General features: G+C 72.1%; 10 protein-coding genes and 1 riboswitch. Of the genes, 2 read left to right on the top strand and 8 right to left on the bottom strand.

The window, feature by feature from the left end; genetic code table 11:
- Nucleotides 1-26 precede the first annotated feature (26 nt).
- Genes QQS16_RS30045 through QQS16_RS30035 form a run of 3 tightly spaced genes read right to left on the bottom strand, consistent with a single transcriptional unit; the run spans nucleotide 27 to nucleotide 4,764 of the window.
- Complete coding sequence (locus tag QQS16_RS30045) at nucleotides 27-1,229, bottom strand: alkaline phosphatase family protein (RefSeq protein WP_286065178.1); 1,203 nt, start codon at nucleotides 1,227-1,229, stop codon at nucleotides 27-29.
- Nucleotides 1,229-1,825 (bottom strand): DUF5998 family protein, encoded by a 597-nt coding sequence (locus QQS16_RS30040; protein ID WP_286065177.1) that lies wholly within the window; start codon nucleotides 1,823-1,825, stop codon nucleotides 1,229-1,231. Before QQS16_RS30040 ends, QQS16_RS30045 begins: the two co-directional genes overlap by 1 nt.
- Before the next feature lie 53 nt (nucleotides 1,826-1,878).
- The gene (locus QQS16_RS30035) at nucleotides 1,879-4,764 is read right to left on the bottom strand and encodes a bifunctional acetate--CoA ligase family protein/GNAT family N-acetyltransferase (protein ID WP_286065176.1); all 2,886 of its coding nucleotides are present in this window, start codon (nucleotides 4,762-4,764) and stop codon (nucleotides 1,879-1,881) included.
- A gap of 176 nt (nucleotides 4,765-4,940) precedes the next feature.
- Here QQS16_RS30035 and QQS16_RS30030 point away from each other — a divergent pair, with 176 nt between their 5' ends.
- Entirely contained in the window at nucleotides 4,941-5,222 is a 282-nt protein-coding gene (locus QQS16_RS30030; RefSeq protein ID WP_007385204.1) for an HPr family phosphocarrier protein, read from the top strand.
- 128 nt (nucleotides 5,223-5,350) lie between these two features.
- Here the strand turns inward: QQS16_RS30030 and QQS16_RS30025 are convergent, their stop codons facing one another.
- The 4 genes from QQS16_RS30025 to QQS16_RS30010 form a co-directional block, all read right to left on the bottom strand.
- Nucleotides 5,351-6,046, bottom strand: a complete 696-nt coding sequence (locus QQS16_RS30025; protein ID WP_286065175.1) for a GntR family transcriptional regulator — start codon at nucleotides 6,044-6,046, stop codon at nucleotides 5,351-5,353.
- 212 nt (nucleotides 6,047-6,258) lie between these two features.
- Nucleotides 6,259-7,044 carry a M23 family metallopeptidase gene (locus QQS16_RS30020; RefSeq protein ID WP_286065174.1) on the bottom strand — a complete coding sequence of 262 codons (786 nt, stop codon included), beginning with the start codon at nucleotides 7,042-7,044 and terminating at the stop codon, nucleotides 6,259-6,261.
- Nucleotides 7,045-7,056: 12 nt separating this feature from the next.
- Nucleotides 7,057-7,224: riboswitch (cyclic di-AMP (ydaO/yuaA leader) on the bottom strand.
- A gap of 192 nt (nucleotides 7,225-7,416) precedes the next feature.
- The gene (locus QQS16_RS30015; protein ID WP_286065173.1) at nucleotides 7,417-8,805 is read right to left on the bottom strand and encodes a M16 family metallopeptidase; all 1,389 of its coding nucleotides are present in this window, start codon (nucleotides 8,803-8,805) and stop codon (nucleotides 7,417-7,419) included.
- Nucleotides 8,802-10,160, bottom strand: a complete 1,359-nt coding sequence (locus tag QQS16_RS30010) for a M16 family metallopeptidase (protein ID WP_286065172.1) — start codon at nucleotides 10,158-10,160, stop codon at nucleotides 8,802-8,804. Before QQS16_RS30010 ends, QQS16_RS30015 begins: the two co-directional genes overlap by 4 nt.
- A gap of 686 nt (nucleotides 10,161-10,846) precedes the next feature.
- On the opposite strand from QQS16_RS30010, the gene QQS16_RS30005 reads away from it, so the two are divergent.
- Nucleotides 10,847-13,303: a DNA gyrase/topoisomerase IV subunit A gene (locus tag QQS16_RS30005; protein WP_286065171.1), complete on the top strand. Its 2,457-nt coding sequence runs from the start codon at nucleotides 10,847-10,849 to the stop codon at nucleotides 13,301-13,303.
- On the opposite strand, the gene QQS16_RS30000 is transcribed toward QQS16_RS30005, so the two are convergent.
- Entirely contained in the window at nucleotides 13,300-14,448 is a 1,149-nt protein-coding gene (locus tag QQS16_RS30000; protein WP_286065170.1) for a CobW family GTP-binding protein, read from the bottom strand. The two genes, QQS16_RS30005 and QQS16_RS30000, sit on opposite strands and share 4 nt — an antisense overlap.
- Between the last annotated feature and the right edge of the window lie 123 nt (nucleotides 14,449-14,571).

The raw sequence follows: 14,571 nt of genomic DNA, 5'->3' as shown, positions 1-14,571 counted from the left end.
AGTGGGAGGAGAGCGGCCCGGAGGCGTCAGGAGCGTACTTCGAGCAGCGGGACCAGCTGCTCGGCGGGGGTCATCGAACCGTGGTTGCCGACCATCGCCGACTCCTTGGGCTCCCGCTCCGAGGCGATGAGGAGGACGTCGTCACGCGCGGCGGCGATCACGTCGCCGAGCCGGTCGTACACGCGCCCTTCGACCCGGTCGGGCGGCCCGAACCAGCCCGCCGCGATCGCCTCGTCCCGCGAGGCCACCCAGAACTGCTCGCCGAGCACCTCGCGCCAGCAGGTCAGGACGTCGTTCTGGGCGCCCGGCACCGCGTAGACATGGCGGGCGCGGCCCTCGCCGCCCAGCAGGGCGACCCCGGCGCGCAGTTCCCAGTCCTCGTCGAAGTCGATGCGGTGCCACTCGTCGAAGGGCACGTCGATCATGCCGTGGTCGGCGGTGACGTAGAGCGCGGTGCGCGGCGGCAGTTGCTCGGCCAGGCGCTGGACCAGCCGGTCGACGTACATCAGCCGGCCGCGCCAGGTGTCGGAGTCGACGCCGAAGCGGTGGCCTGCGCCGTCGACCTCGGAGTAGTACGTATAGACCAGGGACCGGTCGCCCGCGGCGAGTTGCTCGGCCGTGAGGTCCATGCGCTCCTCGCCGGTCTGCCGCCCGTGGAACGTGCCGCCGCTGAGCGCCACCTTGGTCAGCGGGGTGTTCTCGAAGGTGGGGGACGAGACCTGGGCCGCGTGCACGCCGGCCCGGGCGGCCAGCTGGAAGATCGTGGGATACGGCTGCCAGGTCCCCGGCGAGGTCCACGGCTGCCAGCGCAGCTGGTTCATCAGCGCGCCGGTGGCCGGATCGCGCACCGCGTACCCGGGCAGGCCGTGGGCGCCCGGCGGCAGGCCGGTGCCGACGGAGGCGAGGGAGGTGGCGGTGGTCGCCGGGAAGCCGGTGGTCAGCGGGCGGCCGGTGCCGCCGCGCGAGCTGCCGAGGAGCGAGGTCATGAAGGGGGCCTCGTCCGGGTGGGCCCTGAGCTGCTCCCAGCCGAGCCCGTCGATCAGGAACACGCAGTTCCGGTCGGCGGGGGTGAGCTCGGGGATGGCCGCGGTGACCTCCGGTACGGCCATGCCCGCGGCGAGGGTGGGCAGCAGGTCGGCGAGGGAGCCGGTGCCGTACTCGGGAACGGGCGCGGAGTCGAGGGCGAGCGGTTCCGGGTGGTGGTCCCAGGCGGAGGCGGGGTGCGCCATCAGCGGGTGACGTCCGCGGTCGCCTCGGAGATGGCCTGCGCGAAGGCGAGCGCCTGGCGCACCGTCTCCGGGCCGTCCCCGGCCTCGCTCACGCGCAGGCTCAGGTCGTCCGCCGTCGAGCTTCCGGTGTAGCCGTGGTCGGCCTCGCAGTTGGGGTCGCCGCAGGCCGCGGGCTCCAGGTCGATGCGGGAGACGGCACCCCAGCCGATGGTCAGCACGACCTCGCGGGGCAGGGTGCCCGGCTGGTACTGCTCGGGGTTGGCGACCACGCGGCTGACCACGACCGAGGAGATCCGGCCGAGCTTCACGGACTCGGTGGAGGTGGTGGCGTACGGCGTCGGGGAGGTGGTGTCCGCGTTCTGCTCGTCGGTGTGGCTGACGACGAAGCGGTTCTCGGTGAGGACGAGCACGGTGACATGCCGCCGCACCTCGTTCTGGTCGAACGTGGTCTCCTGGTGGACCAGGTACGACCGAATGGGCTCGCCGCCCACAGCGGCCTCCACCGCCTCGGCCACGAGGGCCGGGTAGTAGCCGCTGCGCTCGATCGCCGTTCGCAGCCCCTGGGTCGTCGTACTGGTCTTGGCCATGACGTCCATCCTACGGGGACCCACTGACTGCGAGGCACCGCTCCGGGCCGGTGAAACATCGCTCAGTACGCGGGCAGTGTCCGGGGGCCGAGGTCGTCGCGGGCGGGCGGCGGCGCGAGCCGCACGGAGGCGCCGAGGACGCTCAGGCCGCGCGGGGCGACGACGACCGGCTCCAGGGTGACCGCCACCACCTCGGGGTGGTCGTCGACCAGCCGCGACACCCGCAGCAGCAGTTCCTCCAGCGCAGGCGTGTCGACGGGGGTGGAGCCGCGCCAGCCGAACAGGAGCGGTGCCGTCCGGATCGACCGGACCAGCGAGCCGGCCTCCCGGTCGGTGACCGGGACGAGCCGGTGCGCCATGTCCCCGAGCAGCTGGGAGGCGGCCCCGGCGAGGCCGAACGACAGGACGGCGCCGGCCGCCGGGTCGATGACGGCCCTGATCACGGTGTCGACTCCCCGCGGCGCCATCGTCTGCACCACCGGCCGCAGCTCCGCCGGCTTCCCGAACAACTCGGTCAACTCGGCGTACGCCCGGCGCAGTTGTTCCTCGTCCATGAGGTCCAGCCGTACGCCGCCCAGGTCGGCGCGGTGTCTGAGGTGCGGGGCGGTGGCCTTGAGGGCGACCGGGTAGCCGAGGGCGCGGGCGGCCCGGACCGCGTCGTCGGGGGCGGGCGCGGGCAGCGCGCGGTGGACATGGACGCCGTACTTCCCGAGCAGGTCGCACGTCTCGTCGGTGCCGAGGGTGAGCCCCTGCCCGCGCGCGAGCAGCCCGCCGATCAGCTCGGCGGCCCCCTTCTCGTCGATGTCCTCGTACGCGGGCACCCTGCCGGGTTCGGCCGCGTCCCGGCGCCACTGGGCGTACCGGACCACTTCGGACAGGGCCCGGACGGCACGTTCGGCGGCGGGGTAGGCGGGGATGAGGCGGGAGCAGTTCTGGGGGGCGGGCGGGTCCTGCGTCGCCTTCGTGGCCAGCCGGTCCAGCGGGCGGAACGGGTGGGAGCCGCCCGGCACCGCGGAGCCGGCGGCCTGCGGCGCAGTGCTGGCCGCGGCCGACAGGGCCTCCGCGAGGCCGCCCAGCTCGACGTGGACCACCAGCACCGGTTTGCCGGGGACCCGCTCGGCCGCGGATCTCAGGGCTTCGGCCAGCGCCGCGTCTCCGGCCGTCCCCTCCCCCACGGCGGGTATCGCGGTCACCACCACCGCGTCGCAGGCGTCGTCCGCCAGCGCCCGCGCCAGAGCGGCGTGGAAGTCATCCGGCGACGCCCCCGTCGTCAGGTCCAGCGGCGGCATCGGCCGGAGCCCCTCGGACAGACAGGCGTCGTACGTCAGCAGGCCCAGCGACTCGGAGTTCCCGAGGATCGCCACCCGGGCCCCGGCCGGCAGCGGCTGGCGCGCGAGCAGCAGGCCGGTGTCCACCAGCTCCGTGATCGTGTCCACCCGGATCACCCCGGCCTGCCGCAGCAGCGCGGACACCGTGGCGTACGGCAGCCGGGTCGCCCGCACGGCGTGTCCCTGCGGCGCGGAACCGGCTCCCTGCACCACGACCAGCGGTTTCGCGGCCGCCGTGCGCCGGGCGAGCCGGGTGAACTTGCGCGGGTTGCCGATGGACTCCAGGTACATCAGCACCACGTCGGTGTCGGGGTCGTCGTACCAGTACTGGAGGACGTCGTTGCCGGACACGTCCGCCCGGTTGCCGGACGACACGAACGTCGACACGCCGGTCACCCCGGTGACCCCGCCGCCGCGCCGGTGCAGCCGGGACAGCAGCGCGATGCCGATGGCGCCGGACTGGGCGAACAGCGCGATCCGCCCGGGGCGGGGCATCTGCGGGGCGAGGGAGGCGTTCAGCCGGACCCCGGCCGACGTGTTGATGATGCCGAACGCGTTCGGCCCGATGATCCGCATGCCGTACGCGCGCGCGAGCCGCACCAGGTCGCGCTGGCGCTCGCGCCCCTCGGGCCCGCTCTCGGCGTAGCCGGCGGAGAGCACGACGAGCCCCTGCACGCCGTGCAGACCGCACTCCTCGACGACGTCGGGCACGTACGGAGCGGGCACGGCGACGACCACCAGGTCGACCGGCTCCTCGATGTCCCGCACCGAGCGGTACGCGGGCACCCCGTCGATGTCCTTCTGTCCGTCGGGCAGGGCCTTGTTCACGGCGTACAGCCGGCCGGTGAACCCGGCGTCCCGGATGTTGCCGAGGACGCTGCGGCCCACCCCGCCGGGCGTGCGGCCGGTCCCGACGACGGCGACCGATCCGGGCATCAGCAGCCGCTGCACGGAGCGCCCCTCGGCGCGCTGTTCGCGCGCGTACTGCACGGCGAGCGAGCGGTCCGTGGGCTCCAGGTCGAACTCCAGGCGTACGACGCCGTCCTCGAAGCTGCGCTTCTGGGTGTACCCGGCGTCCGTGAACACCTTGATCATCTTGCTGTTGGCGGGCAGCACCTCGGCGGCGAACCGGCGGATGCCCCGCTCGCGCGCGACGGCCGCGATGTGTTCGAGCAGGGCGGAGGCGACCCCGCGGCCCTGATGGGCGTCCTGGACCAGGAAGGCGACCTCGGCCTCGTCGGGGATGTCGGGGGCGGGGGCGAAGCGCCCTCCGGCGAGGGTGGCGTCGGGCGACGGGTGTGCGGAGGCGGGCATTCCGTCGGCGCCGATGCGGTCGTAGCGTACGGTGGCGATGAACTCGCCGCCGATGGTGGCCGCGAGTCCCACCCGGTCCACAAAGTCGTGGTGCGTGAAGCGGTGGACGTCCTTGGCGGACAGGCGCGGGTAGGGCGCGAAGAAGCGGTAGTACTTCGACTCGTCCGACACCTGCTCGTAGAAGCTGACGAGGCGATCGGCGTCATCGACGGTGATGGGCCGGATGCGTGCGGTACCGCCGTCGCGCAGCACCACGTCGGCCTCCCAGTGGGCGGGGTACTCGTGCCGATCCGACGAGGTCTGCATGGGAGCCAGCGTACGGCTCGCGTACGACAACGGCGCGAGGCAGTCTGTGCGGGACGGGAGTCGGACCGAGGCCGCGGTCCGACGCCGTACCCGGGGCGGGACGAGTGACCGCTCCGGGCATGCTTCACGTATGGGAAACTGGTCTAGACAACCTGATACACCGAAGGGCAGCACACATGGCTGAGCGCCGCGTCAACGTCGGCTGGGCCGAGGGCCTCCACGCCCGTCCCGCCTCCATCTTCGTCCGGGCCGCCACGGCCGCAGGTATCCCGGTGACGATCGCCAAGGCCGACGGCAACCCCGTCAACGCGGCCTCCATGCTGGCCGTCCTCGGCCTGGGCGCCCAGGGCGGCGAGGAGATCGTCCTCGCCTCCGACGCGGAGGGGGCGGACGCCGCCCTCGACCGTCTCGCGAAGCTCGTCGCGGAGGGCCTGGAGGAACTTCCCGAGACCGTCTGAGCACAGACACCGTAACGGAACACAGAAGGGCTCGTCCGAATTACCGGGCGGGCCCTTCGCATTTCCCGTTCACGGGCAGCGGAAATAATCCCCCGGGAATTGCCTCGTCTTTGTATACGGTGCTCGTGTTAATGCCGCAGGCCCGTCATGTTTACGGGAGGTTGCGAGTTCCTCACACGGTCCGGACGATCCCCCTGGGCCGGGAAACGCAGCCGGTGCGCGGTCGTGGCGCGCTCGGTGTGCAACGCCGTGACCGTCCGCGCGCGCTCGCTGTCGCCGCGCGCCACCGCGTCCACGATGGCGCCGTGCTCAGCCCAGGACTCCACCGGGTTGGCGGGCGCCTCCACCGTGTACATCCAGGCGATCTTGTGGCGCAGCTGGGTCAGCATCGAGGTCATCGCGGGGCTGGCGGAAGCCTGGGCGAGCGTCTCGTGGAACCAGCTCCCCAGGGAGCGCAGATCCTCGCTGTTGCCCCGCCTGGCCCGCTCCTGGCCCAGCCGGACCAGTCCGCGCAACACCTTCAGGTGGGCCTCCGTACGCCGCTGGGCGGCCCGGGAGGCGCCGAGCGGCTCCAGCAGCATGCGCATCTCCAGGAGGTCGGCGCCCTCCTGCTCGGTGGGTTCCGCGACGCACGCGCCCGCGTGCCGCCGGGTCACCACGAAGCCCTCCGCCTCCAGCGTGCGCAGGGCCTCCCGGACGGGCACGCGCGAGACGCCGTAGCGCCGCGCGAGCAGTTCCTCGGTGAGCCGGCTGCCGCGCTCGTAGACACCCGCGACGATGTCGTCCCGGATCGCGGTGCATACCGAGTGCGCCGGAATACGCATGACCGACCTCCGCCTTAATCCCCGTGAAACGTCGACGATTGACGTGTGTTCAGTGACTCTATTGCAATGAGCGGGAATTTCCGATGGCGGGCCTGTATCCATGGATATTTTTTGGACAGACGGGCATCCGAAACGCCGAAAGCCCCGGCTCGGGGAGCCGGGGCCTCGGGAGGTCTTGCCGTCCGTCGCCGGACGCGCACGCGGTGCGAACGTCAGAGGTTCACGCCATGGGAGCGCAGGTAGGCGGCGGGGTCGATGTCCGAGCCGTACTCGGCGGTCGTGCGGGCCTCGAAGTGCAGGTGCGGGCCGGTGACGTTGCCGGTCGCGCCGGAGATGCCTATCTGCTGGCCCGGGGTGACCGACTGGCCCACCGAGACGCCGATGGACGACAGATGGCCGTACTGGGTGTACGTGCCGTCGTTCATCTTGATCACGATCTCGTTGCCGTACGACCCGCCCCAGCCGGCCTCGACGACGGTGCCGGAGCCGACCGCGTGGACGGACGTGCCGGTCGAGGCGTGGAAGTCCACACCGGTGTGGCTGCCGGAGGACCACAGGGAGCCACCGGACTTGTAACCGGTCGAGATGTACGAGCCGGAGATCGGGGAGACGTAGGCGTTCAGACGCTTGCGCTCCTCCTCGCGGGCGGCGCGCTCCTCGGCCTCACGGGCCATCTTGGCCTGGGCGACCGCCTTCTTGGCGTCCGCCGCCGCCTTCTCGCGTGCGGCCTCCTCGGCCTTCCGCTGTGCCTCGGCCTCCTCGGCGGCCTGCTTCTGGGCGGCGGCCTGGGCGTCGATCTGCTCCGCGATCGAGTCGCCGATGGTGATGACGGGGGTGAGACCGGTCTGCTCGGCCGCGGGCTCGGCGGCGAGCGCGGGGGCGGCCAGGGAACCGATGACACCGGTGGTGGTGAGAGCCGCGACGCCCGCCGCACGGGCGGTGCTGCGCTTCATCCGGCTGGGACGACGGTGCTTACCGGCGGCGCACATGAACGCCATGGAGTGGGTGGTCCTTTCCTTCCCTCTCGCCTACCGGGTTAGCTGACGGGTTCGGAGCAGGAAGGTCTCCTACGGACCCCCTCGCGGTGCGCGCGGGCGTCCGATTCACCCCAGGGACTTCTGGTGTGGGTCCCCGGCTCCCCTGGCTCGCGCCACGCGGGGACTCGGCGATGACTGTCCGGTGCCGCGGACGCGGCGCACTGCCTGACGAACAGCCGGGATGACGCTAAACGTCCCAACTTTCAATCCCCAAACGGATCACGGCTTTTGTAGCGCATGCCACAGGGCAGACAGGCAACCTTTCCCTCAATTCGGACATCAGGAGGCCCCGGTGACGCTTCTGTCACCGGGGCCTCCTGGGCGCGGCTTCGGCTACTCGGCGGAGACGACGGTGACTTCGCCGATGCCGAGGGCCCGGACGGGCTCCTTGATCTGCGCGGCGTCGCCGACGAGGACGGTCACCAGGCGGTCCACCGGGAACGCGCTCACGACCGCCGCGGTGGCCTCCACCGTGCCGGTCGAGACGAGCTGCTGGTACAGCGTCGCCTGGAAGTCGTCCGGCAGGTGCTGCTCGACCTGGTCGGCCAGTGTGCCGGCGACGGCCGCCGCGGTCTCGTACTTCAGCGGCGCCACCCCCACCAGGTTCTGGACGGCGACGTCGCGCTCGGCGTCGGTCAGGCCCTCCGCGGCGAGCGTACGCAGCACGGTCCACAGGTCCTGGAGGGCCGGACCGGTGTTCGGGGTGTCCACGGAACCGCTGATGGCGAGCATCGCGGCACCCGAGCCGTCCGGAGCCGAGCGCAGGACCTGCCCGAACGCCCGCACCCCGTAGGTGTAGCCCTTCTCCTCGCGCAGGACGCGGTCCAGCCGGGAGGTGAGGGTGCCGCCCAGGCAGTACGTGCCGAGCACCTGCGCGGGCCACACGCGCGCGTGCCGGTCCGGGCCGACGCGGCCGATCAGCAGCTGCGTCTGGACGGCGCCGGGGCGGTCCACGATGACGACCCGGCCGGTGTCGTCGGCGGTCACCGGCGGCACCGGACGCGGCTGGGCCGAGGAACCGGTCCAGGCACCGAGCGTGTCACCGAGCAGCGCGTCGAGGTCGACCCCGGTGAGGTCGCCGACGACCACGGCGGTGGCGGTGGCCGGACGGACGTGCTTCTCGTAGAAGCCCCGGACGGCCGCGGAGTCGATGGCCGCCACTGTCTCCTCGGTGCCCTGACGCGGTCGGGACATGCGCGAGGCCGACGGGAACAGCTCCCTGGAGAGCTCCTTGGCGGCACGGCGGGAGGGGTTGGCCAGCTCGTGCGGGATCTCGTCGAGGCGGTTGCGGACCAGCCGCTCGATCTCGCTGTCCGCGAACGCGGGCGCCCTGAGGGCGTCGGCGAGCAGGGCCAGGGCCTTGGGCAGGCGGGAGACGGGGACTTCGAGGGAGAGCCGTACGCCGGGGTGGTCGGCGTGCGCGTCGAGGGTGGCGCCGCAGCGCTCCAGCTCGGCGGCGAACTCCTCGGCGGAGTGCTTGTCGGTGCCCTCGGAGAAGGCCCGCGCCATGATCGTGGCGACGCCGTCCAGACCGGCCGGCTCCGCTTCCAGCGGCGCGTCCAGGATCACCTCGACGGCGACGACCTGCTGGCCGGGGCGGTGGCAACGCAGGAGGGTCAGGCCGTTGTCCAGCGCTCCGCGCTCGGGGGCCGGGAACGCCCACGGCCTGGGCTCGCCCGCTTGGGGCTGAGGGTGGAACTCCATCGCGGCGAGCTCGGTCACTGGGCCGCCTCCTCGTCGTTCTCGTCGCCGGCTTCGGCGTCTTCGGCTTCGGTGGCGGTCGGCTCGTAGACGAGGACCGCGCGGTTGTCGGGGCGCAGGCGGGCCTTGGCGACCTCCTGGACCTCCTCGGCGCTGACGTCCAGGACGCGCTGGACGGCGGTGAGGGCGAGCTGCGGGTCGCCGAACAGGACGGCGTAGCGGCACAGTTCGTCGGCGCGGCCCGCGACCGTGCCGAGCCGGTCCAGCCACTCGCGCTCCAACTGGGCCTGGGCGCGCTCCATCTCCTCCGCCGTGGGGCCCTCCTCGGCGAACCGCGCGAGCTCCTCGTCGATGGCGGCCTCGATGACCGGCACCTCGACGTCACCGGACGTCTTCACGTCCAGCCAGCCCAGGGAGGGTGCCCCGGCCAGCCGCAGCAGGCCGAAGCCGGCCGCGACCGCCGTACGGTCACGCCGTACCAGCCGGTTGTAGAGGCGGGAGGACTCGCCGCCGCCGAGGACGGTGAGCGCCAGGTCGGCCGCGTCGCACGCGCGCGTGCCGTCGTGCGGCAGTCGGTAGGCGGCCATCAGGGCGCGGGCCGGGACCTCTTCCTCGACGACCTCGCGCAGCTGCTCCCCGATGACCTCGGGCAGGGAACCGTCGCGGGGGGCGGGCTTGCCGTCGTGCGACGGAATGGACCCGAAGTACTTCTCGATCCAGGCGAGCGTCCGCTCCGGGTCGATGTCGCCGACCACCGACAGGACGGCGTTGTTGGGCGCGTAGTACGTGCGGAAGAAGGCGCGCGCGTCCTCCAGGGTGGCCGCGTCCAGGTCGGCCATCGAGCCGATCGGGGTGTGGTGGTAGGGGTGGCCCTCCGGGTAGGCGAGCGCGGTGAGCTTCTCGAACGCCGTGCCGTAGGGGACGTTGTCGTACCGCTGTCGGCGCTCGTTCTTGACGACGTCCCGCTGGTTCTCCATGGACTCGTCGTCCAGGGCGGTGAGCAGGGAGCCCATGCGGTCGGCCTCCAGCCAGAGGGCGAGCTCCAGCTGGTGGGTGGGCATGGTCTCGAAGTAGTTGGTGCGCTCGAAGCTGGTGGTGCCGTTGAGCGAGCCGCCCGCGCCCTGGACCAGCTCGAAGTGGCCGTTGCCCTTGACCTGGCCGGAGCCCTGGAACATCAGGTGCTCGAAAAGGTGAGCCAGGCCGGTACGGCCCTTGACCTCGTGGCGCGAACCGACGTCGTACCAGAGGCACACCGCCGCGACCGGGGTCAGGTGGTCCTCGGAGAGCACCACGCGCAGACCGTTGGCCAGGCGGTGCTCGGTCGCTGTCAGGCCCCCGGAGCCTGCCTGGGCTGTGGCCGTGTGACCCATGGGCATGTACGTCCCTTCGATCGCGGTCGCGGTTGTTCGAACCGCGGTTTTCCTGCCGGTCCTGCCACTGTATGCAGCGCGCGGGGCCCCGGCGAAGTTCCCGGCGGAGCGTACGCCGAGAGCGAGATCGCGGTGACGGGCGAGTCGGCGCCGGGAGCGGGAGGGGACGGCCGGCGGGCCGGGGGCTCGGAGGGGGAGCGGGACGGCCGGTGTTGGAGGGCTGCGGCGGGACGGCTGCGGCCGGTGTCCGGGAGGCCGCAGCGGGAGCCGGGACGGCCGTGTGCGGCAGGCCGCGGCGGGACGGCGGTGGCCGGTGGGCCGGGGCCGCGGGCAGGCGCGCGACGGCGATCGGGCCGCTGCGGTGAACCGGGAGCGGGATGGCAGGTGCGCGCGTGCCGTAGCCTGCGGGCAGTCGTGCCGCGGGGGCGGCACGCAGGGGCGCGGGCGGCACGTGTCGGCGCCGGACCAGGCGGCTTACCCCGGGCCTGGTCCGTCGTTGTCAGTGCCGCGGTCCACAATGGTCCGCGTCAGACCCCGTTCACGCTTCAGCAGGCAAGAGTGAGCCGGAGGGGCGCGTCGGTGTCGAGAGGGCGATCGCGCGAAGGCCCGCAGGGCTGAGCGCGACCGCCCTGTCGACACCGACTTGAGCACCCCGCAGGCGAGCGACCAGCAAACAGGAGGAGCCGGCAGCGATGGCCCGCCGCAGCACGAAGACCCCGCCGCCCGACGACTCGTACGAGGAGCGGATCCTCGACATCGACGTCGTGGACGAGATGAAGGGCTCGTACCTCGAGTACGCGTACTCGGTCATCTACTCCCGCGCCCTGCCGGACGCCCGGGACGGCCTGAAGCCGGTGCACCGCCGCATCGTGTACCAGATGAACGAGATGGGCCTGCGCCCCGACCGCGGCTATGTGAAGTGCGCCCGCGTCGTCGGCGAGGTCATGGGCAAGTTGCACCCGCACGGCGACGCGTCGATCTACGACGCCCTGGTGCGCATGGCCCAGCCCTTCTCCATGCGTGTCCCCCTGGTCGACGGACACGGCAACTTCGGCTCGCTCGGCAACGACGACCCGCCGGCCGCCATGCGGTACACCGAGTGCCGCGCGGCCCAGGCCGCGAGCCTGATGACGGAGTCCATCGACGAGGACACGGTCGACTTCGCCCCCAACTACGACGGCCAGGAGCAGGAGCCGGCGGCGCTGCCCGCCGCCTTCCCCAACCTCCTGGTGAACGGCGCCTCCGGCATCGCGGTCGGTATGGCGACGAACATGCCGCCGCACAACCTCGGCGAGGTCATCGCGGCCGCCCGCCACCTGATCCGCTTCCCGAACGCGGATCTGGACGCCCTGATGAGGCACATCCCCGGCCCCGACCTGCCCACCGGCGGCCGCATCGTGGGCCTGACCGGCATCCGCGACGCGTACGAGACGGGCCGCGGCACCTTCAAGATCCGCGCGACGGTGTCGGTGGAGAACGTGACGGCGCGCCGCAAGGGCCTCGTGGTCACGGAACTGCCCTTCACGGTCGGCCCGGAGAAGGTGATCGCCAAGATCAAGGACCTGGTCGGCTCGAAGAAGCTCCAGGGCATCGCCGACGTGAAGGACCTCACCGACCGCGCGCACGGTCTGCGCCTGGTCATCGAGGTCAAGAACGGCTTCGTGCCGGAGGCCGTCCTGGAGCAGCTCTACAAGCTGACGCCCATGGAGGAGTCCTTCGGCGTCAACAACGTGGCGCTGGTGGACGGGCAGCCCCTCACGCTGGGCCTCAAGGAGCTTCTCGAGGTCTACCTCGACCACCGCTTCGAGGTCGTGCGCCGGCGCAGCGAGTTCCGCCGCACCAAGCGGCGTGACCGGCTGCACCTGGTCGAGGGCCTGCTCACCGCGCTGATCGACATCGACGAGGTGATCCGCCTCATCCGCTCCAGCGAGAACTCCGCGCAGGCGAAGGAGCGCCTGATCGAGCACTTCTCGCTGTCGGACGTCCAGACCCAGTACATCCTCGACACGCCCCTGCGCCGCCTCACCCGGTACGACCGCATCGAGCTGGAGGCGGAGAAGGACCGGCTCAACGAGGAGATCACCGAGCTGACCCGGATCCTGGAGTCGGACGCCGAGCTGCGCAAGCTGGTCTCCGGCGAACTGGCCGCGGTGGCCAAGAAGTTCGGCACCGAGCGGCGTACGGTTCTGCTGGAGTCGGCCGGCGCCTCGGCCGCCGCGGTCCCGCTCCAGGTGGCGGACGACCCGTGCCGGGTGCTGCTGTCCTCGACGGGGCTGCTGGCCCGTACGGCGAATGGCGAGCCGTTCCCGCAGGACGCCGACGCACGGCGCGCCAAGCACGACGTGATCGTCTCGGCGGTGCCGGCCACCGCGCGCGGTGAGATCGGCGTGGTGACGTCCGGCGGGCGCCTGCTGCGGGTGAACGTCGTCGACCTGCCCCAGCTCCCGGACACGGCGGCGGCGCCGAACCTCTCCGGCGGGGCCCCGATGGCGGAGTTCGTCTCCCTGGAGGGGGACGAGACGGTGATCTGCCTGACCACGCTCGACGAGTCGTCCCCCGGTCTGGCGATCGGCACCGAACAGGGTGTCGTCAAGCGGGTGGTGCCCGACTATCCGACCAACAAGGGCGAGCTGGAGGTCATCACCCTGAGGGAGGGCGACCGGATCGTCGGCGCGGTCGAGCTGCGCACCGGTGAGGAGGACCTGGTCTTCATCACGGACGACGCCCAGCTGCTGCGCTACCAGGCGTCGCAGGTCCGCCCGCAGGGCCGTCCGGCGGGAGGTGTGGCGGGCATCAAGCTGACGGAGGGTGCCAAGGTCATCTCCTTCACGGCCGTCGACCCGGCCGCCGAGGCGGTCGTCTTCACGGTCGCCGGCTCACGCGGCACGCTGGACGACTCCGTCCAGACGACGGCCAAGCTGACCCCGTTCGACCAGTACCCGCGCAAGGGACGCGCCACCGGCGGTGTCCGCTGCCAGCGGTTCCTCAAGGGCGAGGACTGCCTGTCGCTGGCCTGGGCGGGCGCCACTCCGGCCAAGGCGGCGCAGAAGAACGGCACGCCGGCCGAGCTGCCGGAGATGGACCCGCGCCGGGACGGTTCGGGTGTGTCGCTGCCGAAGACGGTGGCCGTGGTGGCGGGACCGGTCTAGGCGGACGCGTCCCCGGGACCCCGCACGCCGGGGTCCCGATCGCCCGGCTCGCGATCACCGGGATCCTGATGGTCCAGGGCGTCGTCGTCACCGTCCTGGTCGTCGGGGTCCTGGTCGTCGGGGTCCCGTACGTAGCGCAGGACGCCCCACATGCCGTGTTCGTCGACGTGTGGGGCTTCGGTCGTGCACGCCTCCAGCTCCTTTCCGAGGGCGTCCGCGTCGATGCCGGAGCCGATGAGCACGAGCTGGGTGCGGCGGGCCTCGTCGGCGGCCCAGGGTTCCGGGTAGAACCGGAGGAACCGCCCGACGGCGTGCACGGAGTAACGGTTGCGGGAGTCGTACGGCCCGAAGTCGACGTACCCCTTGATCCGGTACAGCCCTTCGGGCCTGCTGTCGAGGAACCGCATCAACCGGCGCGGGTCGAGGGGCTCTTCCGAGGTGAAGGACAGGCTGTCGTAGCCGGAGTGCAGGTGCGTCCGGTGCTCGTCCCCCTCGGTGTGGTCGTGCAGGTCGTCGAAGGACAGCTGCCCGAGGCGCTCCTCGCTCGGCCGGCAGTCGAAGAGGAACTCGGGGTCCACCCGCCCGTGGTCGGCGGGCACGACGGCGGCCCGGTCGACGAGGGACCGGACCAGCCGGAGGACGCGCTCACCGTCGTCGGCCCGGTCCAGCTTGTTCACGACGACCAGGTCGGCGAGGGCGATGTGCCGGTCGATCTCCGGGTGCCGGGCCCGGGTGTCGTCGAACTCGGCGGCGTCGACGACCTCGACGAGGCCGCCGTACACGATCCCGGGATGCTCGCTGGCGAGCACCATGCGCACGAGTTCCTGGGGCTCGGCGAGTCCGCTGGCCTCGATCACGACGACGTCGATCCCGGCGGCGGGCCGGGCGAGCCGCTCCAGGTAGACGTCGAGTTCACCGGCGTCCACGGCACAGCACAGACACCCGTTGCCGAGCGAGACGGTGGAGTCGCCGAGCGCGCCCGCCACGGCCATCGCGTCGATCTCGATGGCACCGAAGTCGTTGACGATGGCGCCGATCCGGCTGCCACCGCTGTGATGGAGGAGGTGGTTGAGGAGGGTGGTCTTGCCGGAACCCAGGAATCCGGCGAGCACGACGACCGGGATCTCCCGCGGACTTCCACTCAACGCGCTACCTCTCTCACGCCGCCGCGTGCGCCGGGCCGCCGCCCTGCGCACGTACGAGGATTGAATGCCCACCCAGGATACGAGCCGGAAGAATCACCGCGAAGTGAACGATTGTTCGCAGCA

It is taken from the genome of Streptomyces sp. ALI-76-A (assembly GCF_030287445.1).
Lineage (GTDB): Bacteria > Actinomycetota > Actinomycetes > Streptomycetales > Streptomycetaceae > Streptomyces.
The sequence above is the reverse complement of the archived record's forward strand: the minus strand, read 5'-3'. Positions and strand labels throughout refer to the sequence as shown.

Bases quoted from the DNA above. Each gene is read 5' to 3' on its own strand.
- QQS16_RS30045 (WP_286065178.1), bottom strand. From the start codon at position 1,229: ATGGCGCACCCCGCCTCCGCCTGGGACCACCACCCGGAACCGCTCGCC.
- QQS16_RS30040 (WP_286065177.1), bottom strand. From the start codon at position 1,825: ATGGACGTCATGGCCAAGACCAGTACGACGACCCAGGGGCTGCGAACG.
- QQS16_RS30035 (WP_286065176.1), bottom strand. From the start codon at position 4,764: ATGCAGACCTCGTCGGATCGGCACGAGTACCCCGCCCACTGGGAGGCC.
- QQS16_RS30030 (WP_007385204.1), top strand. From the start codon at position 4,941: ATGGCTGAGCGCCGCGTCAACGTCGGCTGGGCCGAGGGCCTCCACGCC.
- QQS16_RS30025 (WP_286065175.1), bottom strand. From the start codon at position 6,046: ATGCGTATTCCGGCGCACTCGGTATGCACCGCGATCCGGGACGACATC.
- QQS16_RS30020 (WP_286065174.1), bottom strand. From the start codon at position 7,044: ATGGCGTTCATGTGCGCCGCCGGTAAGCACCGTCGTCCCAGCCGGATG.
- QQS16_RS30010 (WP_286065172.1), bottom strand. From the start codon at position 10,160: ATGCCCATGGGTCACACGGCCACAGCCCAGGCAGGCTCCGGGGGCCTG.
- QQS16_RS30005 (WP_286065171.1), top strand. From the start codon at position 10,847: ATGGCCCGCCGCAGCACGAAGACCCCGCCGCCCGACGACTCGTACGAG.